Below are 23,743 nucleotides of genomic sequence, written 5' to 3'. Positions count from 1 at the left end.
ATCAGGGAACAAAAGCCGATCGGAGACAATCCCGCACGTGCGGGACATGAACAATGGTATTAACCAGGAATCACAGTGGCAAATCAAACCAACCGAAAGGCCCATCCGGCGGAGTGAAGAACCGAGTGAGCGCCATGAACGGGCATAATCAACAATTTTACAATCAGGCAAGGTGTTTAATTGCCAAATCGCGACCTCTTATCCCAATAACAACTCGTTTATCCATGCACAAAACAGATTTCATTAAATTTCTATATCTTTTAGACATGAATAAGTTAAACATGAATAAGCTTCTCAGTTTAATAATTATGGTTAGCTTCCATTTGGCTTGTCAATCTCAGCCAAATCAGTCACAATTGACCGATTCCTTAAAATCGAAGCAGTCTCAACTTCCTGATTCCATAAAGTTGAAGATCGACAACATTTTTAAATCTTATACCGACAAAACGCCTGGCTGTGCCATCGCTATAATAAGAAACGGAGAGCTGGTTTTCGAAAAAGGCTATGGCATGGCTAATCTCGAATACAACATTCCTAACTCACCAAAAACGGTGTTTCATATCGCCTCCGAGTCAAAACAATATGTTGCGTTTTGTATGTTGATGCTCGAGAAAGATGGAACACTTTCGCTTAATGACGACATAAGAAAATACCTTGATTATGTGCCCGACTTCCATGAGAAAATTACTATTAAACATCTTATCTATCATACAAGTGGCCTGCGTGATCAATGGCAACTACTGGCTAACGCAGGCTGGCAACTGGATGATGTGATCACGCAGGAACACGTTATAAAACTTGTATCAAAACAAAAGGAACTGAACTTCAGGCCCGGTCAGGAACACATGTATTGTAACACCGGTTATACATTAATGGCTGAGATTGTAAAAAAAGTCAGTGGACTTACACTGAGGCAGTATACAGAGAAGTTTATTTTTCAGCCACTGGGTATGAAGGATACACATTTCCATGATAACTACCAGGAACTTGTACCAAACCGTGCGTATTCATATACGCCAAACGGAAAAGGTGGTTATCAGCATTCAGTACTCAGCTATTCTATCGTAGGGGCAACAAGCCTTCTCACTACTGTGGAGGATGAAACAAAATGGCTGAACAATTTCGCCACCGGTCAGGTGGGTGGCAAAGATCTGATTCAAAAAATGCATGAAGTGGGGGTGCTTAATGATGGCCGTAAATTAAACTATGCATTCGCTATTTCAATGGATAAGTTCAAGGGCTGGAATCAGATCGGTCATGGCGGAGGTGATGCAGGTTTCAGAACCTATGCCTGCAGATATCCTGAAAAAAATCTTGGAGTTGTAGTATTCAGTAACTCCGGTTTTGTTAACCCCGGTGGACTCGTAAGGCAGGTTGCAGAACTGCTGATCACTGACACCAAAGAGGAAACGAAACCTGCAGCTAATACAAACTTTGCGGATAGTAACTCTCTTAAAAAACTGCAAGGCAAATATTATTCAGCCCGGGGCGACCTGGGAGAAATGTATTGGAAAGATGGCAAGCTATACCGGGCCGGCCGGAACGGATCGAATCCTGTTGAGTCAAAATTTGCAATAGCTGGTCCTGGCCGTTATGTGTTGCCTTCGGGAGGTCCTGTAGTTATAGTTGAACCCAAAAACATTAAGGGTGATTCAGTTTTGGAAATGACAATGGAAAGCCCTGTTAGTAGCGTGGTGTTCAAGCGACAACCTGCAGTGCTTCCAAAAATCACCGCTGAATATGCAGGTCGTTATTTCTCTGATGAAACAGAAGCTTTCTATACAGTCACCGAACGCGATGGTAAACTCACATTGGAACACAGGAAGTTTTCAGGTGTCAATTTAACGCTGATCGCTCCTGATCAATTTACAACTCCCAATTGGTGGATGAACCATATCCGGTTCCTAAGGGACAAGGATAAAAAAATTACCGGCTTTGAAGTAAATAGTGGAAGAATCCTGGGGCTGAAATATAAAAAACTATAAAGGAAGAATTGATAATCGGGAGATCATACATTCAAGAAATTTTCCAGGCTTCACGAAAGTTGGACCACTGTGAAAACGGAGACGCAACTTTTTGTATTTTCACCTCCATGACACACGCTCTCAACCGTTCTACTTTCGGCGATGTTAAAAACGCCGGCAATCTAATGTCTATCGAAGAAGCCCATGCATTGTTGAACGACTGGGTGCCCAATGACCGGCTTCGCCTGCACATGAAACAGGTGGCTGCTGTAATGAAAGCATGGGCACTCGAAAAAGAACAGGCTGATGAACAGACAGCACTTAAATGGGAACTGGCGGGTTTGTTACATGATGCTGACTGGGAAAAAAATCCAGATGATCACTGCCGTGTCATTATCGAGAAACTCGAAGAGATGAATATAGATCCGGAAGTGATCCATTGCATTGCTTCACATGGACCCAGGTATTTTGGAGTTGAACCGGTAAACAGTATGGACAAAATGATTTATGTGTTCGACGAATTATCAGGATTTATCCATGCAGCTGCACTGATCCGGCCAACACGCTATGAAGGCATGGACACCAAAAGCATCACAAAAAAATTAAAAACACTTTCGTTCGCTGCCCAGGTAAACAGGGATGATATAACAGACGCACTCTCCCGTGTAAACATACCGCTTGAAGAAATCATTGATTTTATCATCGCACATCAAAAAAACGTTCAGTAATTTAGCGGCGTAATTTCGTGCTATATGAAAAAGGGGTTCCTGGCAACAGCCATATTGTTAATTGCTGTTTTTGCTGCAGTGTATTTGTTTATTCCGTCGAGGCTGATTATATCTGATGTAGGTATTGTTAAATGTAGTCTGCCTGCAGCTAAACGATTTCTTTTTGAAGAGAAAAACTGGCGTGCATGGGTCAACCATGATCCATTAGGCAGGGAGGGTCACAATTACCAGGTTTCCAATACTTTTTTTACAAAGACGGATATTATTATTAAAAGCGATGGCGAATCCTATACAACCACACTACGCCTTCTTCCTTTCAATGTCGACTCAACGGGTATTGAATGGGGAGATACTCTTTATACCGGCAACAATCCTTTCACCCGCCTCAGACAATATCAAAAGGCAATTGCTTTGAAAAAGCAAATGGATGTAATCATGAGTAATATGACATCATTCCTGAATGATAAGACAAAAATATATTCAGCAAACATTGTAAGAGCACAACTCAAAGATGAACCGCTTTTATCAAAGAGGGTTATAATGGATCATTATCCTACGGCAAAAGATGCTTATGATTTAATAGCAGAGGTCAGAAATAATGTTGCTTTACAGGGTGACAGTGCAGTGGGAGCAGCGATGAAGTACAGTGCTGCAATTGATTCCAATAATTACGAACTCATGGTGGGTATCCCAACAAGCCGGATGCTCAGGTCGAATAATGGTTTTATAGCGAAGGGCCTGGTGGGTGGAAACCTGATAGCCACTGAGATCCGGGGCGGGGAATGGACAATCAATAAGGCCTGGGAAAATATCAGGCAATACAAAGCCGATTACAAGCTCAGTTCACCTGCTATACCTTTCGAATCGATGATCACAGACCGGACCAAAGAGCCGGACACCACCCGGTGGATAACAAGGATTTATTATCCGTTAAGGGATTAATTGTTTCTGACCCGAATATTAGAAATTGATTTCAACCTGGTGTTTATATTCGAAACAGGTCTATTAATAAAAACCAGGACCGGGTAAACTAATCACAATGGCGCTGTCGTTATTTCTTGCCATAATAAAATATTGCAGATTAGCCTTTCCACCAGGCCCCTGATCATTGGCTTTTGACTTGTTTGTTGGACTTGATGACTTTAATGAGTTTGATGGATTTGATGACTTTGAGTTCGATGGGTTTGATAAGTTTGATCGAAATGCAGCGATATGTCTGACCTGGCCCTTTATTAACACACCGTTCAAAAGTTCTGCTTTAAAGTTACCGCTACCCTGATTGATTAGCACGGTTCCAAAATCACCATCATACCTGCCCATTTCAGTATTCGATTCAAAATAATTCCCAACAAGCAATACATCAGGTAGACTGTCATTATTGGCATTAACAACGGTAGCATCACGAAAAGAAGTTAACTGGGCTTCCCATGGCAGAGCCTTGAGGTCAAATTGCATCCTGCCATTATTTATGAGAACTGCATTTGAGAAATAATTAGCCTGGAAAAAATCGGCAGCCTTCAATTTTTCCGCATCAAAGATCTCAGGCAGCGTTGCTTTTGCAAAATCACCGGCATAAAGAAATTTTTTCCTGATTACCGGGATCTGCTTATTCAATTCTGCAATTGAAGCAAATGGAATCTGCTTATGATTAAGATAATAAGTAAGCAATTGTTCTTTTCTTGCATTACCGTCAAAATCATAATAGTACATACTGACCGGCTCTTTTTCCGAAGCCCTGAGCCGGCTGTTCAAACCCAGGTTCCCGGCGATAATGTCGAGATCCCCGTCATTGTCGATATCGCAGGGAAGCATGAAATTCCACCACCCTTTTTTATCAGTCAATAGCTGTTTTGTAAACTTGCCTTTATCATTTATAAAGGCTGTAAGGGTTTCCCATTCAGCGGACAAAAGCAAGTCAGGGTCACCATCCTTATCGATGTCCGACCATATTGCCGATGTAACAAACCCTGCCTGTCCTAGCTCGCCGGAAATGTTTGAAGTAACATCGGTAAAACGGCCCTTGCCGTCGTTCTGCAACAAGTAAGATTGCGGCATCCGCCCGTATTCCATAGGTACAGCCCTGCCACCTACAAAAAGATCTTCAAATCCATCGCCGTTAAAATCCGAAGCAACAACCACCGACGCGGTTAGATAAACATCTGAAAACGCATCCTTTTTACGAGTGAGCTTAAAGCCATCGTTTATATAAACACGCGGAGCCAGGTTTTCTGATTTTCCATAAAACTCATTACCACCACTGGCCACAACTAGATCCTGGCGACCGTCTTTGTTTACATCAACCCAGCAGGCACTTATATCTTCGAAAATGCTATCATTATCCAGTGCATCCTGTACGGAACGTTCAAATTTACCGCCGGGTTTTTGAACCCATAATGACGGCTTCGTATCTCTCGCAGCGCCGAGAAATATATCATCAAGTCCATCACCGTTAAGATCACCGACAGCCAGGGCAGGACCCTCTGTACTCAACATATGTGGCAACAGTGGCTCGCGATTGAATTCTGCAAACACATTCTCAACGTGTTTGTATTCAATCCCGGCCTGATAGGTAATGTCTGAAGCTTTGCCAGTAATATATTTCTTCTTAAACAGGTTGGAAGAATAATCAAATTTGGGTAACCCGCTTTTATACTGAAGAATGATGTCACCTGGTAAATAAGTACCTGAATTTTTATCGCCTGGATTATTATCGCTTGGATTATTATCGCTTGAATTTGCTTCACCCGCAATCTTATCTTTAGAAATCTCACCACCTCCAGCTTTATTTCCGGCTAAGTTTTCATTGGAAATTTTTGCGACAGAAGCTGTGACAGCTGAAAATCTTTCATTGGGAATTTTTTCATAACTATTATCCGGCCAGATTAGTAAAACCGAATCTATAGCCAGGTTCGCCGCACCTACATGAAACGGGATGTCGATAGAAGACTGAAACCCATGTACGCCAAACTTTTCATAGAGCCTGATTGTACCACCTGCACATACAATCAGTTTTGCACCGATCGCCTGTTTGTTTAATGAATCGCCTTTAATTGAAATGGAGAAACTTGTACCAGGCTGTACATTCTGATTTCCGGATGTAGACGATTTTACTTGTCCAGGTTTGCCTGGATTAAAGTCCTGATTAGGATCCTGATCTGATTGCTGATCTGGTTCCTGATTAGATTCCTGATTGGATTCCTGATTAGCGTTCTCACTGAAATTATTCCTGTACAATAATGATGATTCGTCAATGTTGTTTACCACTATGTCCAGGTCACCATCATTATCAAAATCTGCATATACTGCACCATTTGAATATGTATCTTTTGGATTACTTACCTGCGTGCCAATATCTGAAAAGGAAAGTGCGCCATCATTCTTAAAAAACTTATTCTCTATTTTAATTTTTGGAAACTTATCAATCATGTCGAGACCATTCTCTTTATTATTGCCCGGCGAAAGTTTTCTTTGTATTTCCTCGTTTGAGACAAAGTTAATATAGTCGATGTCATTCATTCGCTTGGGTATGCCGTTCGAGATAAACAGATCTTTTAATCCGTCATTATCGAAATCTATCCACAAGGGAGACCATGACCAATCTGTGGCCGCAATACCTGCATAAAGTCCCAGCTCCGAAAAATAGCCATTCCCGCGGTTGTACTGAAGATTGTTTCTTGTGTACTGGTATTGATAGCCATATGAAATTTTGAGGTTAAATATATCATAGTCATCCTCCCCCAGCGATCTCTTAAGTATGTAAGGATCATCTGAAAGCATATCCATTGATATGATCTCGCTGTGGCCGTCGTTGTTGACATCTGCTACATCTACACCCATGGTAAACCTACCGGTATGGGCGATCTTATCTGTAATTTGTTCGCTGAATATTCCTTTGCCATTATTAATATATAGGTAATCATTTTCATGAAAATCATTACCGATATAGATGTCGGGAAAGCCATCCAGGTTGATGTCTGCTACCGCTATGCCCAGACCATAACCAATCACTGAACTGTTAATACCAGATTGGCTGGTGAAGTCAGTGAAATGGCCCCCATCATTTCGAAACATTCTTGCTCCGGAAACCGGGTGAACAATTCCTAAAAATTCCTGGCGTGGGCGGTAAACGCCACTTTCATGAACCGTATGATTCACCAGGAACATATCAAGGTCACCATCCATATCTATATCAAGAAATGCAGCCTGGGTGCTGAATCCTGAGTAGTCCAGGCCATATTCTTTTGCTTTATCCGCATAAACAGGGATACCTTCCGCATTAATTCCCTGGCAAATGAGAAATTGATTTTTGCTTTGGAGGGAGTGAAAATTTCCAACACGTGATATATATATATCCAGCAATCCATCATTATTTATGTCTACAACTGAGACACCTGTTGACCACCCACCATCCTGTGGAATCTTCGATGGTTCGGTTATATCCTTAAACTTAAGATCACCCTCATTCAGGTATATCCTGTTGTTAGATTGATTGGCCGCAAAAAACAAATCTATTTTCCCATCATTGTTGAAGTCGCCCGCAGCTACACCTGAACCATTATAATAGTACATGTAGTCGAATAGGTTAAAACTGTCTGTAGGCGTTAGTTTATTGACAAAACTGAGCCCTGTCCGATCACTTTCCAATACCTCGAACAACGCTTGTTCTTTGTGCTTGTTCTTACATGAAATAGCACAAGTAACAAATAGCGATACTATAAGTAAAATTTGCCCTTGTCTTATTTTCTTAAACATCAGTTCGTCACCTCATGATTTAATTTGGTGTTAAGTTTGAAAACAACAGGCAATTCATTGTTCTGTAGAAAAATAAATTGCCTTAACCCTTTAAAGTCTAAAGGTTTGATGTCCCTGATTTCACCCCTCAGATCCAGACCCGATTTTCGGTTATCCATTACTGTGAATTCTCCTTTGCCGTTGTTAACCAGGATGTCACCAAAACTTGCATCCAGTCTTTCGAACTGTGGCAAAAAGCCATATTGGTTGCCACCCACAATTATGTCCGGGTTACCATCCGCATTCACATCCCCGAATGCAATAGCATTTACCGAAGACAGCTGGACCCGTGCAGGCAATTCCCGGATATCAAATTGGCCGTTTCCTTTGTTGATGGCTACAATGGAGGCGCAGTAATTGAATTCCTTTACAACTGATTTTTTCAATGCCGGGCCTGGAAACAAATCCTGTATGGATTTTTTTGCGAACTCTCCGTGTTTGATAGTTTGCTTCTTTAGTGATGGGAGCTGATCCTGGAGATCTCTTTTAAGAAACACCGGCACATCTTTCCCGTCTATCGTCCTTGTCAATATCTTCTCAACAGTGGCATTATCGTCAAAGTCATTCATCCAAAGTTTTACAGGAGATTTCGCCCCGGGATTCAGATAAAAATTCTGACCAATATTTCCCAATACTATATCCATATCACCATCCTTATCCAGGTCAGCAATTTCCATGCTTTGCCACCAACCATGCAAACCATTCAGATTGGTAGGCAGTTCCACCATTGCTCCATTTATATAATTGAAAATCCGGGGAGCCATCCAAAGCCCTGTCAGTACAAGCTCTTTTTTACCATCCTGGTTCAAATCAGTCCATAAAGCTTTTGTAATCATGCCCGCATTGGAAAGTGCAGGAAACTTTGTCTTAGAGATGTCTTTAAACAGGCCCTTCCCATCATTTTCATAGAGATAACTTCGAGGAGTTGCACCATAATCGCCCGGAACATTACTACTGCCTACAAATAAGTCGATGTCACCATCATTGTCGAAGTCTTGTGGTGCAATGGTTGAAATGTCTGTACTGTTTTTGGGGAAAGCGCGTATATCAATTGTAAAATTTCCTTTACCATCATTGAGATAAAGCCTGTGCTCGAGAAAACTTGCCATATTGGTTTGTTTGTTTCCTCCTGAACCGATCATCAGGTCAGTAAACCCATCTTTGTTGGCATCAAAGAAAGCAACAGCGACATCTTCAAATGCGGCAAATCGCTTAAATACTTCCTGTTCCTTTTTCTCAAAGCCGCGGCTTGTCTGAATATATAACTGGCCCGGCCGTCCTGCTGCACCACCAATATAAATATCTTCAAGTCCATCTCCGTTTACATCGGCAACAGCAGCCCTGGGACCCTGGCGCGATAACATCTGCGGGATATTCCTTTCATAATAAAAATCGATATGGTCATCCTCCTGGTGTTTATCAAATTTAAAGTCAGACCTGCTAAATAAGGTTGCGATCTTGGGTGTGGTGGTGTGGGCATTCCCATTATTAAACAGGTTACCTGCAACGGTAAGGTCATTGAATTCAGGAATACCTTTCAGATTGACTTTAACTTTTTGACTTAATACATGCACAGAATCAATTGCGGGTAGCGGGAATGAGGTCACTGATCTATCCGGCCAGATAACCTGCATAGAATCAACCTTTGTGCGATTACCGAGGCCGATGATAAGTTTATAATCTACCGAAGATTGAAAACCACGGCTTGGAATAAGTTCGCGTGAAATTACCTGTGAGTCGGCATAGATGATAACACGGCTTCCTATTGCAAATAAATTTTTTGGTGAGCCCTTTAAACTAACACCCAGGTAATGATGTCCGTTTAATTCTCTTGAATTATTTTTATAGATAAAAGCAGGTTGGTTCTCGTTATTAATGATCAGGTCAAGATCGCCGTCATTGTCAAGGTCCCCATAAGCTGCTCCATTGGAAAATGACTTTTGTGTAAATCCCCAATCTTCACCCTGGTCTGCGAATCTCAGGTTGCCAAGATTACGATAAGCTTTATTAAGCATGGCATTCACCGGTATCTTTTCAAGCACCTTTTCAAGGCTTTCTTTTTCCCCGGTCTTTACCATCTGCTGCACTACGTCATTGGCGAAAAAATCCATGAAATCAAGATTGGTGACATCTTTATTAATACCATTACAAACATAGATATCATTATATCCATCATTGTCTGCGTCAAACATCAATGCACCCCAACTCCAGTCCGTTCCCGCAACACCGCTAAAATTGGCAATATCCGAAAAGCGACCATCACCATTATTTAATTGCAGGCAGTTCATCATGTATTGATGATAAAAGCCGGCTTTAACTTTTGAGTTGTAAAGATCAATGTTGTCAAAAGCACCAAGTGTTTTTAACCGGTAATCATCACCGGGAAGCATATCGGTTGAAAATATCTCCTGGAAGCCATCATTGTTGATATCAGCAACATCTGCACCCATAGATGAAAAGCTGGTATGCCCCATCCTTTGCTCAAGCTCATCTTTGAAAGTGCCGTTTCCCTGGTTGATATACAGAAAATCACGTTCGTATGAATCGTTTGAAACAAAGATGTCAGGATATCCATCATTGTTAAGATCCCCGACCGAAGCACCAAGCCCAAAACTGATCAAAGTGCCGTGAATCCCGGCTTCTTTAGACACTTCGTGAAATACTCCATCGTCATTTCTGAACAAATGATCTCCGCCGCCCTTAAGAAATTCTGCAACCGGCCACTCCGCTTCAGGCAGATCACGTTTGTTGGAGTAATTAAGTGTGTTTACGGGGATTGGACTATTGTTGATCATGAAGCAATCAAGATCACCGTCAAGATCATAATCAAAAAAAGAAACCTGGGTAGTATAGGCAGAAATATCAAGTCCGAATTTTGAAGCCGATTCCGTGAAAGTGAGATTCTTATTATTGATATAAAGTTTGTTTCGACGGTTACCGGTTTTCATATGGCCGGAATTACAGACATAGATATCCAGCCATCCGTCATTATTGACATCTGTGAAAACAACACCGGTGCTCCACATGCTATCCTGTTTCAGGCCCGCTTTGTCAGAAATATCATCAAACTTCCAGTCACCTTTATTGACGAATAATTTATTATCACCAAGATTCGAGGTCAGAAAAACATCAGCAAGACCATCATTGTTTATATCACCGATGGCTACGCCGCCACCATTGTAAAAGTTGCGAAAGTAAAAGCCATTTTCTTCTTTGGTATCCTGGACGACATTATTGAAATCAATACCGGTGCCTGTCATCAGATCAAATAAAACCGGTTTATCATTTTTACATGAAGACAAGGCCAGGCAACACACAATTGCAAAAAAAATCAAATCATTTCTCATCTGCAGCAAACACGATTATAAATTAACAACAAGTTAAAAAGACATAATTCTGAATTAAAAAACCCTAAAAGACCAGTTGTACCTGACCTTTTAGGGTTATAAAAATAAGTCTTATTAATTTATCAGTAACCTGGATTTTGAGTCAGGTTAGGGTTTACAGCCAGCTGCTCATTTGGAATCGTGAACAAAAAGTACTTAGGATCGTCTGTTGGTTTTTCCTGGTAAGGCTGAAGAAACTTTCCAAAGCGGATAAGATCCTGTCTGCGGTAATTTTCCCAATACAACTCACGTCCTCTTTCATCCAGCAGGTTATCCAGCGTCAGTGTAGCAAATGGAGCAACGCCTCTTTTCACACGAATAGTATTCACGATAGGTAAAGCCGTACCCGCTGCACTTGTCCTAAGCAAAGCTTCTGCTTTCATCAGCATCACATCCGAAATACGATAATATACATAATCATTATCAACCCGGCCGCTACCGTCATTCGGGTAATCGATTGGATATTTGTTTACACGGATACCGCTCCGCTCAATTGCGCTTACATCCGTTTCGACGCTGTTGACTTCGGGAGTAAACGCCAGTTTGCCACCTGACCTATCAAGAAGTTCTGCGTCTGTTGTCCAGTTATACTGCTGTCCAATCATAAATCCTACGTTAATCCGGTTGCCTGGATTTGGCGCTCCGGGCGTTGGGTAAGCTACACCTCTCCTTTGATCTGTTGGAGTAAACTTTTGATAAAAATCAGAAAGTGTAGTGAAACCGTTCCATCCACCGGGATTCTGATTATAGTGCATGGTCATGTGCCAGCGGGAGTTCAAACCACCTGATTCCACACCACCAACGTTTTCAGCGGTGAAGATATTTTCGGTGCCTATAGTGCCATTTGTCGGCGCAAAGTTGTCAAAATAGTTATTGGCAAGCGTATACCTGTTGCTGTTGATCACCTGGTCAGCAAGTGTTATCACCTGGGCCATATCAGCTGGCGCGAATGTTGGCGCTGCCCTGTTTGCAATAGCTCCCTTGTTAAGATAACACTTCATCAAAAGCACTTTAGCTCCATCCTGGTTAGCTCCGATAGGGCCGCTTACTTTCAGTTGAGGCAAAATAGCAGTCAATTCAGCGATGATATAATCAAGCGCTTCTGTTCCTTTTCTAACTTTTGATGGAAGCAAAGTGTTTTCACCTGGTTCGCGATATGCCACCTGGTCCCATCCATCAAGAATGTCAAACATCGTGAAAGCTCTCAGGAAACGGGCTTCCGCAGCCTGTTGAGGTGTGGGGTTGTATTGCAAAAAGTCAGTAGACGCAAACAACGTTCCCGATAAGTCATTATATGCATTACGGATATACTGATTTTCAGCATCCCAGGCGTGAGAATGTAAAACGCGCCATGCACCATTATCATCCCAGTCCCCTCCACGTGTTGGTACAATTGCAGCATCACTTGGCAATTCACCAAGAGCAAATACTCTTTCCTGGCCCTGGTAGCTTACGCGCATGGAATTATAAATACCACGGAGCAGGGCAGCGTTGTTGCCACCGCCACTGGTGCCAACCTGTGTGCCACTGAGATCACCCTGTAAGGTCTCATCAAGTTTTGTACAACCAACCGCAGATAAGACAAGCGCAGTTGAAACTAATATTTTGATACTTTTCATATAACGAGTTCTTTAAAATTTTTAGAGAGAAAAATTTACTCCAAGCGTGATTGTTCTTGCAGGTGGATATGGAGCATATTCAATACCCAATGATGGAACAGAATTCAAGCTCTTATCAGTATTAACTTCGGGATCAAATCCTGAGAAATTAGTAATCACAAACAGGTTCTGACCGGTCAGGAATACGTTTACATTTTTAATGAATTTGGCTACATCACCTACTCCATAAGAAAGGGTAGCATTTGCCATCTTCATGTAATTTCCTTTTTCGATGAATCTTGCCGAAGGTGTTACGCGGTTTGATAAAGCTTCCTTTGTTGGATCTTCATAAATTGAACGCGCAATGTTTTTGCCTCCAACAAGGTTCGCAACATTGATTACGTTATTGAAAGTGTTGTTATAGATCTTCTGTCCGAATGCACCGTTCATGTTCACAACCAACATCAGTTTTTTATAAGCTAATGTGGTGCTTATTCCCATTACAGTTTTAGGATTGGGATTTCCCTGGTAGCTGAATATTTCCCCGTCAGGATAAATTGCCTGGCCGGTAGTCTTATCCAATCCACCATAAGCGCGGGTGAAGAAAGCATTGATCGGTAGACCGTTCCTGATTGTTTCCACAGAAGCTCCAGTCACACCCTGACCATGCAGACCACCTGTTCTGATTGGAGCTCCGAGATTCTGTATTTCGTTTTCAATAAAGCTTGCATTGACACCAAGATCCCATGAGAAATCTTTTGATCTGATGATGTTAGCGTTGATCGAAAACTCAAACCCTTTGTTGATAACCTCTCCATCCAGGTTTTTCCAGGTAACTGTTGCACCGGGAGCAGAAGGTTGTATTGGTGTGGTTGGGAATAACAGATCTGAGGTTTTTTTATTGAAATAATCCAATGAACCGGTAATACGATTATCAAAAATTGCGAAATCAAGACCGAAGTTATATTGTTCGTCAGACTGCCATTTCAAATCTGGGTTGCCATTGTTTGCAAGACCGATAGCCGCAGGGCCGTTAAATGTGTACCTGGTTTGTGAAGCTCCTGATGGAAACTCCTGGTTTCCGGTGATACCCCAACTTGCTCTAACACGGAGATCATTAACAAAACTTGCTTTGAAGAAATCTTCCTTGCTTATAACCCATGAAGCAGACACTGATGGGAAATAACCATAAGCATTGTTTGAACCAAACTTTGTAGAACCATCAGCTCTGAAAGTTGCGGTTAACAAATACTTGTCTTTGAGGTTCATTACCGCTCTTGCAAAATAAGACTGCAATTCAGAAACCGGGTCAATGAAGGAATTTATGCCACGTGAAGAGGCGTTTGAATACTGTATATAATTGGTATAATCAAGACCATAACTTCCAAAGCCACCACCGTCAGGACCAAAAGCATTCATGCTGCTTCCCTTGTTGGTGTACTTCATGTACTCATATCCAACGAGGGCGTTGAGACTGAAATCTGAAGTAAATTGTTTGTTATAATTCAGCGTGTGCGTTAGCTGTTGAGTGACCAGTTCATTATTAGAAATGAATGCTCTTCCCTTACCGATGATCTCATTCAGATTCAGGTAAGAAGCAACTGAGCTTCTACGAACACCTGTGCTATAATTAATACTATAGAGCATACGGTATTCCAGGTCCTTGGTAATCTTTATATAAGGAGAAACACTTCCCAGGATTGTAGTAACCTTGGAATTATCATTATAAGCTTCCGACATGGCCAGGGGGTTAACAATACCACCACCTGCAGCAATATTCAGTGAATCAGTTCCGGCTTTGTAAAGCGACTCTGTCGGGTTCCACTGAAGTGCCTGGGTGATCAAACTACCGGTTGAACCTGCATTGGTTGAAATCGGGGCAACATTCTCTATGTACTGACTTGATATTACATTAAAATCGATACCAAGATTCTTTTTCTCAAGAAATTTGAAATTAGCGTTTAAACCAACTGTGTATTTTTTGAAATCAGTTTTACGTACAATTCCTTCCTGATCGAGCAGGCTGGTAGATAAACGGTATTTGGCATTTTCATTACCACCGCTTACCGCAGCATTATAAGTCTGAACGCTGGCAGTGCGGAGAACAGCGTCTAACGCATCCACATCACTTCCTTTATCATTTGTTGCAGGTGCGCCGAATTTTGTTAATGCCTGTCTGAAATCCGCAGCATCCAGGATGTCAATTTTCCTCATCAGCTTACTTTGACCATAGGAAGCTCCGATATCAAGTTTTGGCTGACCGCTCACACCTCTTTTGGTAGTGATTAAAACAACTCCATAAGCTGCACGTGAACCATAAATTGCTGTTGCTGATGCATCTTTCAGGATTTCCATTGAAGCGATATCAGCTGGATTGATAAAGTTCAAAGGATTTCCAGCAGGGGACATACCAATTCCGCCAACATCAAGACCCGGACGGGAAGAACGACCATCCAAAGGAACACCGTCAACCACATACAGCGGTTGACCGGAGCCAGTGATAGCAGAGTTTCCTCTCACCTTCACAGTAGTTCCGCCACCTGGCGCACCACTATTATTAAGAACCTGGACACCGGCAACTTTACCCTGGATCAACTGATCGGGTGCAGTAAAGGTTCCTTTATTAAAATCTTTCTCGCGAACCGAGACAACGGCACCCGTTAAATCTCTTTTTCTTACCGTACCATATCCTACAACTACAACTTCGCTAAGATCTGCACCTGAAGCCTCAAGTGTAACATCAACGGAAGTTTTGTTCGTAATATCAACTTCGGCTTCTGTGAAACCAACTGAAGATACTGTAAGTGTTGTGGCATTGGCCGGAACGGAGATTGCGAATGTTCCATCTGCTTTTGTGGAGACTCCCTGGTTTGTCCCTTTTACCTGGACCGATGCGCCTGAAACAGGTGATGCATCTTTAGAGTCTGTTACTTTTCCTGTGATTTCCCTGTTTTGAGCCAGCAGGGTCTGGGTAACAAATAGCAATAATAAAGGCAAGGCGGCCCTTATAAGCAATCGTTTGATTTGCATACAGCGAGATTATTGGTTTATTAATATGGCTTGTACAATCACAATGTGTGACTATTACACAATTATAGAACAATTACATGAACATCCAAAAAAATCTTAACAGTCATTTAATAGTTAATTGATTGAAATTGACTATAAAGAGTTATGAATGACCACTACAGATAAGGACACGATAATTATCCATATAGCTGCATGATTGTTTAAACTTCGTTTTGAAGTTTTTAATTTGCGTTTGAAATTTTCCTGAATCTGCCTTTGAAGTTGACCTATGAAAAGCATTTAAGTCTGGCTATTTAAATTAAGTTTAGCTATGGAGATCAGGTTAGCTATGTTGATTAAGTTTAGCTATGTAGATCAAGTGGGTTACGTAGATCAAGTTTGGCTATGTAAATTTTTTTGTGCGAATCGGGCTTTATTAAAAAGATACAATTTTCCGGGCCGATGGGGCACATCCTGTTCAAGTTCATTGGCATCCAGCAGCCAATCCATGTGAAAAAATTTTTTGCGGAAGTTTCTGCGGTCCAGTTTCTGGCCAAGAATAGATTCGTACAAACTCTGTAGCTCGCGAAGAGAAAATTTTTGAGGTAACATATTGAAAACGATCGGCTGATCTTCGATCCTGCTTTGTAATTGCCTGATACAGGTATCCAGGATTTTTTTATGGTCGAAAGCCAGGGTTGTTATATCATTCACCGGGTGCCAGTGTAACTGGTTATGCTCAAGCTTAAGATCGTGGTCCCTTACATTTACCAGTGAATAATAAGCTGTAGTAATTACCCGCCCGGCCGGATGTCGGTTCACATCGCCAAAGCTGTAAACCTGTTCAAGAAACACATCTTCGAGCCCTGTTCTTTCCTTTAGTACCCTGTATGGAGCGTTGTCGAGGTTTTCATCCGGCTTTACCAGGTCACCCAACAACGACCAATGGTCCCGGAATTCTTCCAGGTCAGACTTGATGAGCAACACTTTTAGTTCATTATTATAAAACCCAAAAATTACGCAGTCAACGGAGATCCCTATACGGAAATATTCCGTCTGTTCATTCATTAGCTGCTGAATGTTTTTTGGTGATGTCATCAATGATTTGTTATGAACAAGCAATGGCAATTCAAACGAAAATCGTCGGCATTCCACACTATTTCATTCCAATGTTAGTTAATCCTGTTAACATATCCTTCTGAACATGGTGAAAATCTTTTTTCACCGGCCTGGCCTATCTTTATCAACGCAAATCACATGTATGTATTCAAATGCCCAGACTAAATCACTACAGGAATCAACCAACGCAATCCTGAAGCAGAAAACAACAGGAAAAAAAGACCTAAACCTACTAAGGGAAGTGCTTCGTTTTCATGAGTATCGTTATTATATTATGAATGATCCCCTGATCGCAGACGGGGAATACGATCAGTTATATAAGGAGCTGCAGGCGATAGAGGTATCGAACCCGGATCTTATAACCCCCGACTCCCCTACCCAGCGGGTAGCAAAAGGTTTAACGGACGATTTTCCCAAGGTTCTCCATCTCGTTCCTATGTTATCACTTGAAAATTCTTATGACGCAGAGGACCTTAGAGATTGGGATCGCAAAGTCAGGGAGTTGTCAAAATTACCGGTTGTAGAATATTGCGTTGAACCGAAATTTGATGGCGCCAGTATCTCGGTTATATATGAACGTGATATGTTGCTGCGTGGTGTCACCCGTGGGAATGGCGTGGAAGGTGACGACATCACCACGAATATCCGGCAGGTGAAATCTGTACCGCTTTCTGCCGCTTTCTCCACCTATGGCATCGAGATGATCGAAATCCGCGGTGAGGTGCTGATGAATAAAAACAGTTTTAAGAAGTATAACGATCAACTCGTTGAACAAAACCTGGCTCCCCTTGCCAATCCCAGGAATGCTGCAGCCGGTGCATTACGAATAAAAGATTCGAGAGAAGTTGCCCGCCGCAATCTGCAGGCGTTTTTGTACAACGTAAGTTATCATGTGGACGATCCAAACTTCAGAGCTAACTCCGCACTTGATACCCATAGCGGCATGCTGGAAATGCTATGGAACCTCGGCTTTCGTAGTCCGCAAAAAGAGATGCGGGTTGTAAAAGGCATTGATGCCGTTATTGCCTATTGCAACGAATACGAAACCGAACGCGATAATCTGCCCTATGAAATTGATGGAATGGTAATAAAGGTGAATGATATAGATCTCCAGGACCGGTTGGGAATGACAACTCATCACCCGCGTTGGGCAATGGCTTTTAAATTCAAGGCTAGGCAGGCTACCAGTAAACTCCGGGCTGTTGAATACCAGGTTGGGCGAACCGGTTCTGTTACACCGGTCGCAAAGATTGAGCCGGTACCGATCGGAGGAGTTACAGTTGGTTCCATATCACTGTTCAATGAAGATGTAATCCGGGAGAAAGATCTTATGATCGGAGATTCAGTACTCGTAGAAAGAGCGGGGGATGTGATACCATATATTGTGAAAGCGTTGAGTGAATTGCGGACCGGTAAAGAGATTCCCATCGTATTCCCCAAAAATTGTCCGGTTTGTGGCGATGAACTCGTGAAACCTGCGGAAGAAGCAGTTTGGCGTTGCGTTAATATAAACTGTAAAGCGCAGGTTGTTGAAAGGATCATTCATTTCACCAGCAAAGACGCGATGGATATCAGGGGATTTGGCGAAGCAAATGTGCGCAAGTTCTTTGATCTCGGCTTCCTGTCTGACATTCCAGGAATTTACCGCATACCTTTTGAAAAAGTCAGATCACTCGAAGGCTTTGGGGAAAAAAGTATTACTAACCTGCAGTCAGCGATTGAAAATTCGAAAACACAGCCCTTGAACAGGCTGATTTTTGGACTTGGAATCCGGTATGTTGGCGAAACAACTGCAAAAGTGCTTGCGCATTCAGTAAAACACCTGCTTGATTTCGCAGACTTTAAACCTGAACAGCTTACCAGCCTTGAAGATATCGGACCCAAGGTAGCGGGAAGTATTTACCAGTTTTTCCATAACGATGACAATATTGCGATGTTGCAAGAACTTGAAGGCCTGGGTCTCACTTTGAAAAGTACCCGAAAAAGTTCGATGGACAAGGGTAACCTTGGCGGACAAACGTTTCTCTTTACCGGGACACTGCCTACACTTAAAAGAACCGACGCTGAAGCAATGGTTGAAGCACAGGGTGGTAAACTGTTAGGCAGCGTCAGCTCTAAACTCAACTATCTTATTGTAGGAGAAGATGCAGGTTCAAAACTTGAGAAAGCTAAAAAAATAAATTCTGTCAGAATTATTAGTGAAGCAGAGTTTCTTGAAATGGTCAATCATTAGCCTATTTGTCATGTAGCTGGTCATGGATTAATTATTGATGTAGTACCACAGTTCACGTTATAATTTATTTGTATCTTTAAATAAAAGGAGTCATGGTAAAAAAAATCCCCGGCGAAGTGTGGAAACCTTTGCAGTTTCCCGGCTGGAAACATCTCCGAAAAAAATACGCCCTCTCTTCAAATGGACGGATTGCTAGTTTTACTGAAGATGTAATAGAAGATGGCAAACTCTTACAGGGTTCTCTAACTACCGGTTACCGAACGTTAAACCTTCATCGGCCCGGCAATAACGGAACCCTTTACATTCATCGCGAAATTGCAAGGTTGTTCCTTGGCAAATCTTCAACCAGGAACAAGTTTGTGATTCATACAAATCACAATAAGCTTGACAACTCGGTTAAAAATCTTGCCTGGGCTTCCCTGGAGGAAATGATCGAACATCAGCAAAGCAGTCCTGCTAAACTCGCCTACAAAAAAGTGCAGGCTAACAGATCAGTTGGGTTGAAGTTGAATGCCAAGCAAGTTGAGAGCATCAAGAAAACACTGATTGACAAGAAACGTAAAATCACTATTAAGAAACTCGCTGAAAAGTACGGTGTAAGTGAAATGACTATGTACCGTATAAAAAGCGGTGAAAATTGGGCCAGGGTAAAATAATAATAAAAAATGCTTCAACCTTCGACGGTAAAATTTCTCCGGGACCTTAGTAAACACAATAGCAAGACCTGGTTCGACAACAACAGAGAAAAATACGATGCAGCTAAATCCGACTTCGAAACTTTCATACAGGAGTTGATCGACAAACATGGCAGAAAGGATGAAACTATCCGTGACCTTGTTGCCAAAAAATGCACCTTCAGGATCAACCGGGATATACGTTTTTCCAAAGATAAAACGCCTTACAAGACAAATATGGGGGCAAGCCTTGATCGGGGTGGAAAAAAATCCATCTACGCTGGCTATTATATTCACCTTGAACCGGGAGGCAAAAGCTTCGTTGGTGGCGGGCTGTGGATGCCTATGCCTGAAGAAACTAAAAAGGTGAGGCAGGAGATTGATTATTGTCTTGACGAATTCAGATCCATCTTTGAGTCGAAAAAGTTTAAAGCCATTTATGGTGGACTTTATACAGGTGATGATGCCAGTCTGAAAAAAATTCCACATGGTTTTGAGGCAGATAACCCTGCGGCTCCCTATATCAAACTAAAAAGCTGGCTGGCAATGAAGCCATTGACTGATGTTGAAATGACTTCGGCAGATTTAACAAAAAAAGTTCTTGCTGCGTTCGAGACTTTACAACCCTTCATCTACTTCATAAACCGCGCATTAGGCTAGCCAGGAATGTTAAATCCACATATTTTCCAATTTTAGGTTGGTCCGGGATTTGCATAGAATACAAATCATAAAAAGATTTGTATGACTGTTCTCTATCGTAAAACCCGTTACCTTTTTTCTACCTATTACTATAAAATCTCGCTTGAAAAAAATATAGCAACAGTAGAATCACTTTGTATGCCTCTTTTCAGTAAAGAGAATTGCCTGGAAATGAAACAATATAGCCGTAACGTCACTTCACAGAAAAGCGATTTTGAAAAAGACGTTTATAATCCAAGCAAAAAGATAAGCAGCGACGAATACCAGTTAAAGTACGACAAAGCATTCCGGGGTAAAATGAAAATCAAACTCAATGGTAAAGTCGTCGAAACCCCATCGTTGGTTGCAGGTATGACGACGGTAAGGATACGTTCTAATAAAAATTAGGCTTTTTCAGTGGTGAGTGGTAAGTGGTGAGTGTAGTTATGAGTTATGAACGTGTGTCAATAGATTGTCCGTTGTATTACAGTAGATTTTCTGTTATTTATTTCAGCTTGAGTCTCACGCTAACGGGTAAATGATCCGAAGCATAGGTCTCGTTGATTACCTCGTGTTTCTCTACTTCAAACCTGGTGGTCGGTTTATAGCCTATAAAGTCGATCGTTTTATTTGGTTTCAATACCGGGATCGTAAAAGCACAGTTGGTACAGGTGCGGGCAAACATTTCATCAAAAATATTAATCACTTCAGAACCGGTAGCTGCATTAAGGTCACCAGCAATGATTACCGGCAGTTTGTTATCTTTCAAAATTGAATTGATCTCCCGTATTTGCAACAACCTGTTCTGAGGATTCGATTGTGCATCAAGGTGAGTACAGGCAAAAATCAGATCATTGCCATCCTTACCTGTTATTGTTACAGTTGCAAGAATCCTGGGCTCGCCTTTAGATTCCGATACCGTCGGTAATTTATATTGTTTGAAGTCGCTGACCGGAAGTTTGCTAAGAATACCGACCCCATATTCTCCCCCATCGTGATCAATGGCTTTAAAGAAATAGGCCTTCATACCTGTTTTTTCACCCAGCAATCGGGCCTGATCAATTCCACCACTTCTTTTTGTTTTTACATCAACCTCCTGTAAAGCTACCAGGTCGGGGTTGAGTTTCCTGATCACCCCCGCAATGGTGTCAACATCGATCAGCGTTCCTGCCGTGGGAGGATTACAATGATGTATATTATAACTAAGCAGGTTCAATGTAGCCGGAAGGGCAATACTGCGATTTTCAGCACCAGGTGCAACGCCGTTATTGATTTTCGGGCTACAAGCCGCAACCCCTACAGTAACAATGATAACAAGTCCGAATAAATACTTCATCAGTTCAATATTGATTTATGAAAAGCCGGGCGATGCATAAAGCAAGCGCCCGGCAAAAATAAATATGATGCTATTCGATTTTTATCTGATGAACACCAAATACATGTCTTACACAGATACATGTCTTACAAAAGATCCTTTTGCATAAGGTATTCCGCTATCTGCACCGCATTGGTAGCGGCTCCTTTGCGCAGGTTATCACTTACTATCCACATATTTAAAGTATTGGCCTGCGATTCATCGCGGCGCAGCCTTCCAACAAATACATCATCTTTTTCATGTGCATCTTTTGGCATCGGGTATTGAGCCTGCGAAGGATCATCTACCAATACAACACCCGGTGCGTTGCTTAAAATATCACGCACCTGGGCAAGATCAAAATCTTTTTCGAATTCAACGTTCACAGCTTCACTGTGTCCACCCATCACAGGTATACGAACGGTAGTTGCAGTAACAAGAATTGAATCATCGCGCATGATTTTTTTTGTTTCATTAACCATCTTCATCTCTTCCTTTGTATAACCGTTATCGAGGAACACATCGATTTGTGGGATGACATTCATATCAATTTCATACTTATATGCCATTGGAAATTCATCCGTAGATCCTTTCACAGTCTTATTACGTTCACCCATCATCTGGTCAACAGCTTTTTTACCGGTACCTGTCACACTTTGATAAGTGGAAACAACGATACGTTTGATTTTATATTGATGATGCAACGGGTTAAGTGCAACAACCATTTGTATAGTTGAACAGTTTGGATTGGCGATAATTTTATCAGAAGCAGTAAGCGCATCAGCATTGATTTCCGGAACCACCAGCTTTTTGGTCGGATCCATTCTCCATGCAGATGAATTATCAATAACAGTGATACCTGCTTCAGCAAATTTAGGAGCCCATTCCAGTGAAGTAGAACCGCCTGCTGAGAATATTGCAACATCTGGTTTTGCCAGTATGCCGTCCTCCATGCTTACCACCTTATATTGTTTGCCCTTGTATTCCACCTGTTTTCCGACTGAACGTTCAGAAGCAACGGGAATAATTTCAGCGACAGGAAAATTACGTTCAGCAAGAACCTGTAACATTTTTGTACCTACCAGCCCGGTGGCACCTACAACGGCAACTTTTAATTGTTTCATGATTTTTTTAAGTATTAAATATTGATTTGTCTGTTATTGAATTGTCTGTAAATCGTTGATTTCGTTTTATGTGTCTATTTTATTCCGTTTTCTATAAGGTGTAAAAAACAAGAAAGCCTCCCCGGGGGAAGGCTTTTTGAATATGCTGATATCAGAACACGTTCAACCTTCCCCTGTGGAGGGCATCTTCTTTATGTTCTTGATATTTTTTACCGTGATTTTCACCTGAGTTTCAAAAATAACCACCTGCGGGCGACTTCCCAAATTTTTAACTTGATTTATTTCTTAAATATTAATCAAATGATAAAAACACTGGTCGCCTGTATCCTCGTTTTCCTCTCAACGGGTCTCCCAACACCCTGCCAATCCCAAATTCAACAGTCTTTCAAACATGCACTGGTGATTACAGAATTATATCCTGATCCTGATGCCAGGTCAGCCATACCGGCATCAGAATTCATCGAGTTAAAGAACGTTTCCGGCTCGATGATTAATCTCAAGGGTTGGAAGATCAGTGATGGCACCAGCATTGGGACAATAACTACCAGCTTTGAGCTAAGGCCTGATAGTTTCCTTGTTGTTTGTCCGCAGGCTGCGGTAGTAAGCTTCAGCACCTTTGGTACTGCGATTGGCCTGACCGGTTTGCCCTCGCTGAACAATGAAGAAGACCGGATTAGTTTGTATGACCCTGCCGGGAACCTGGTTCATCATGTTCATTATTATAACTCCTGGTATTTGAATGATGTAAAAAAAGAAGGCGGCTGGACCCTCGAAATGATTGACCCGCTCAATTTTTGCTCAGGAGCTGCTAACTGGAAAGCAAGTGAGCAAAGTAAAGGAGGCACACCTGGCTTCACAAATTCTGTAAACAGATTGAATCCGGATGAACAATCCCCGGCAGTAGTAAAAAGTTATATAAAGGACAGCCAGACAGTTGTTTTGGTTTTTGATGAACCGCTGGATAGCATTACTGCCGCTAATGTTTCGGGTTATCATTTCACCAACACGGGCAACACCATAATAAAAGCAATTCCGGTGGGCCCTTCCTTTGAAGAAATTGAGCTTACTATGAATGCGGCAATGCA

Annotated in this window: 15 protein-coding genes; 8 read left to right on the top strand and 7 right to left on the bottom strand. The window is 41.8% G+C overall.

Translation table 11 applies throughout. The annotated features are described in order from the left end of the window. The first annotated feature begins 356 nt into the window (after window positions 1-356). From VK664_RS22600 to VK664_RS22590, 3 genes are all read left to right on the top strand, one after another. Window positions 357-1,985 carry a serine hydrolase domain-containing protein gene (locus tag VK664_RS22600; protein ID WP_461400980.1) on the top strand — a complete coding sequence of 543 codons (1,629 nt, stop codon included), beginning with the start codon at window positions 357-359 and terminating at the stop codon, window positions 1,983-1,985. Window positions 1,986-2,092: 107 nt separating this feature from the next. After that, window positions 2,093-2,692 carry an HD domain-containing protein gene (locus VK664_RS22595; RefSeq protein WP_461400979.1) on the top strand — a complete coding sequence of 200 codons (600 nt, stop codon included), beginning with the start codon at window positions 2,093-2,095 and terminating at the stop codon, window positions 2,690-2,692. Between the two features lie 24 nt (window positions 2,693-2,716). Continuing rightward, complete coding sequence (locus VK664_RS22590) at window positions 2,717-3,634, top strand: hypothetical protein (protein WP_461400978.1); 918 nt, start codon at window positions 2,717-2,719, stop codon at window positions 3,632-3,634. 63 nt (window positions 3,635-3,697) lie between these two features. On the opposite strand, the gene VK664_RS22585 is transcribed toward VK664_RS22590, so the two are convergent. From VK664_RS22585 to VK664_RS22565, 5 genes are all read right to left on the bottom strand, one after another. After that, window positions 3,698-7,261: a VCBS repeat-containing protein gene (locus VK664_RS22585; protein WP_461400977.1), complete on the bottom strand. Its 3,564-nt coding sequence runs from the start codon at window positions 7,259-7,261 to the stop codon at window positions 3,698-3,700. A gap of 182 nt (window positions 7,262-7,443) precedes the next feature. After that, complete coding sequence (locus VK664_RS22580; RefSeq protein ID WP_461400976.1) at window positions 7,444-10,830, bottom strand: VCBS repeat-containing protein; 3,387 nt, start codon at window positions 10,828-10,830, stop codon at window positions 7,444-7,446. A 122-nt stretch (window positions 10,831-10,952) separates the two neighbouring features. After that, window positions 10,953-12,488, bottom strand: coding sequence for a RagB/SusD family nutrient uptake outer membrane protein (locus VK664_RS22575; protein ID WP_461400975.1), 1,536 nt, complete (start codon window positions 12,486-12,488; stop codon window positions 10,953-10,955). Between the two features lie 21 nt (window positions 12,489-12,509). Next, window positions 12,510-15,497 carry a SusC/RagA family TonB-linked outer membrane protein gene (locus VK664_RS22570; protein ID WP_461400974.1) on the bottom strand — a complete coding sequence of 996 codons (2,988 nt, stop codon included), beginning with the start codon at window positions 15,495-15,497 and terminating at the stop codon, window positions 12,510-12,512. Between the two features lie 372 nt (window positions 15,498-15,869). Then, window positions 15,870-16,544 carry an NUDIX hydrolase gene (locus tag VK664_RS22565; protein WP_461400973.1) on the bottom strand — a complete coding sequence of 225 codons (675 nt, stop codon included), beginning with the start codon at window positions 16,542-16,544 and terminating at the stop codon, window positions 15,870-15,872. A gap of 193 nt (window positions 16,545-16,737) precedes the next feature. On the opposite strand from VK664_RS22565, the gene ligA reads away from it, so the two are divergent. From ligA to VK664_RS22545, 4 genes are all read left to right on the top strand, one after another. After that, entirely contained in the window at window positions 16,738-18,828 is a 2,091-nt protein-coding gene (gene ligA / locus VK664_RS22560; RefSeq protein ID WP_461400972.1) for an NAD-dependent DNA ligase LigA, read from the top strand. 92 nt (window positions 18,829-18,920) lie between these two features. Beyond that, window positions 18,921-19,484, top strand: a complete 564-nt coding sequence (locus tag VK664_RS22555; protein WP_461400971.1) for an NUMOD4 domain-containing protein — start codon at window positions 18,921-18,923, stop codon at window positions 19,482-19,484. A gap of 9 nt (window positions 19,485-19,493) precedes the next feature. Then, window positions 19,494-20,162: a DUF2461 domain-containing protein gene (locus VK664_RS22550; protein ID WP_461400970.1), complete on the top strand. Its 669-nt coding sequence runs from the start codon at window positions 19,494-19,496 to the stop codon at window positions 20,160-20,162. Window positions 20,163-20,243: 81 nt separating this feature from the next. Next, window positions 20,244-20,588 (top strand): hypothetical protein, encoded by a 345-nt coding sequence (locus VK664_RS22545; RefSeq protein ID WP_461400969.1) that lies wholly within the window; start codon window positions 20,244-20,246, stop codon window positions 20,586-20,588. 97 nt (window positions 20,589-20,685) lie between these two features. Here VK664_RS22545 and VK664_RS22540 read toward each other — a convergent pair whose 3' ends face one another. Both VK664_RS22540 and VK664_RS22535 read right to left on the bottom strand, forming a co-directional pair. Continuing rightward, the gene (locus VK664_RS22540) at window positions 20,686-21,516 is read right to left on the bottom strand and encodes an endonuclease/exonuclease/phosphatase family protein (RefSeq protein ID WP_461400968.1); all 831 of its coding nucleotides are present in this window, start codon (window positions 21,514-21,516) and stop codon (window positions 20,686-20,688) included. Between the two features lie 125 nt (window positions 21,517-21,641). Next, window positions 21,642-22,658, bottom strand: coding sequence for an aspartate-semialdehyde dehydrogenase (locus tag VK664_RS22535; protein WP_461400967.1), 1,017 nt, complete (start codon window positions 22,656-22,658; stop codon window positions 21,642-21,644). Window positions 22,659-22,958: 300 nt separating this feature from the next. On the opposite strand from VK664_RS22535, the gene VK664_RS22530 reads away from it, so the two are divergent. Next, window positions 22,959-23,743: lamin tail domain-containing protein (locus VK664_RS22530; protein ID WP_461400966.1), on the top strand; the 785-nt coding region annotated here is incomplete at its 3' end.

It is taken from the genome of Flavitalea sp. (genome assembly GCF_035489435.1).
Lineage (GTDB): Bacteria > Bacteroidota > Bacteroidia > Chitinophagales > Chitinophagaceae > DATHKG01.
This window is presented reverse-complemented; position numbering and strand designations above follow the sequence as displayed.

Excerpts from the sequence above, each read along its gene's own strand:
- VK664_RS22580 (WP_461400976.1), bottom strand. The coding sequence starts at position 10,830 with ATGAGAAATGATTTGATTTTTTTTGCAATTGTGTGTTGCCTGGCCTTG.
- VK664_RS22585 (WP_461400977.1), bottom strand. The coding sequence starts at position 7,261 with ATGTACTATTATAATGGTTCAGGTGTAGCTGCGGGCGACTTCAACAAT.
- ligA (WP_461400972.1), top strand. The coding sequence starts at position 16,738 with ATGTATTCAAATGCCCAGACTAAATCACTACAGGAATCAACCAACGCA.
- VK664_RS22535 (WP_461400967.1), bottom strand. The coding sequence starts at position 22,658 with ATGAAACAATTAAAAGTTGCCGTTGTAGGTGCCACCGGGCTGGTAGGT.
- VK664_RS22575 (WP_461400975.1), bottom strand. The coding sequence starts at position 12,488 with ATGAAAAGTATCAAAATATTAGTTTCAACTGCGCTTGTCTTATCTGCG.
- VK664_RS22545 (WP_461400969.1), top strand. The coding sequence starts at position 20,244 with ATGACTGTTCTCTATCGTAAAACCCGTTACCTTTTTTCTACCTATTAC.
- VK664_RS22550 (WP_461400970.1), top strand. The coding sequence starts at position 19,494 with ATGCTTCAACCTTCGACGGTAAAATTTCTCCGGGACCTTAGTAAACAC.
- VK664_RS22565 (WP_461400973.1), bottom strand. The coding sequence starts at position 16,544 with ATGAATGAACAGACGGAATATTTCCGTATAGGGATCTCCGTTGACTGC.
- VK664_RS22540 (WP_461400968.1), bottom strand. The coding sequence starts at position 21,516 with ATGAAGTATTTATTCGGACTTGTTATCATTGTTACTGTAGGGGTTGCG.
- VK664_RS22555 (WP_461400971.1), top strand. The coding sequence starts at position 18,921 with ATGGTAAAAAAAATCCCCGGCGAAGTGTGGAAACCTTTGCAGTTTCCC.
- VK664_RS22570 (WP_461400974.1), bottom strand. The coding sequence starts at position 15,497 with ATGCAAATCAAACGATTGCTTATAAGGGCCGCCTTGCCTTTATTATTG.
- VK664_RS22595 (WP_461400979.1), top strand. The coding sequence starts at position 2,093 with ATGACACACGCTCTCAACCGTTCTACTTTCGGCGATGTTAAAAACGCC.
- VK664_RS22590 (WP_461400978.1), top strand. The coding sequence starts at position 2,717 with ATGAAAAAGGGGTTCCTGGCAACAGCCATATTGTTAATTGCTGTTTTT.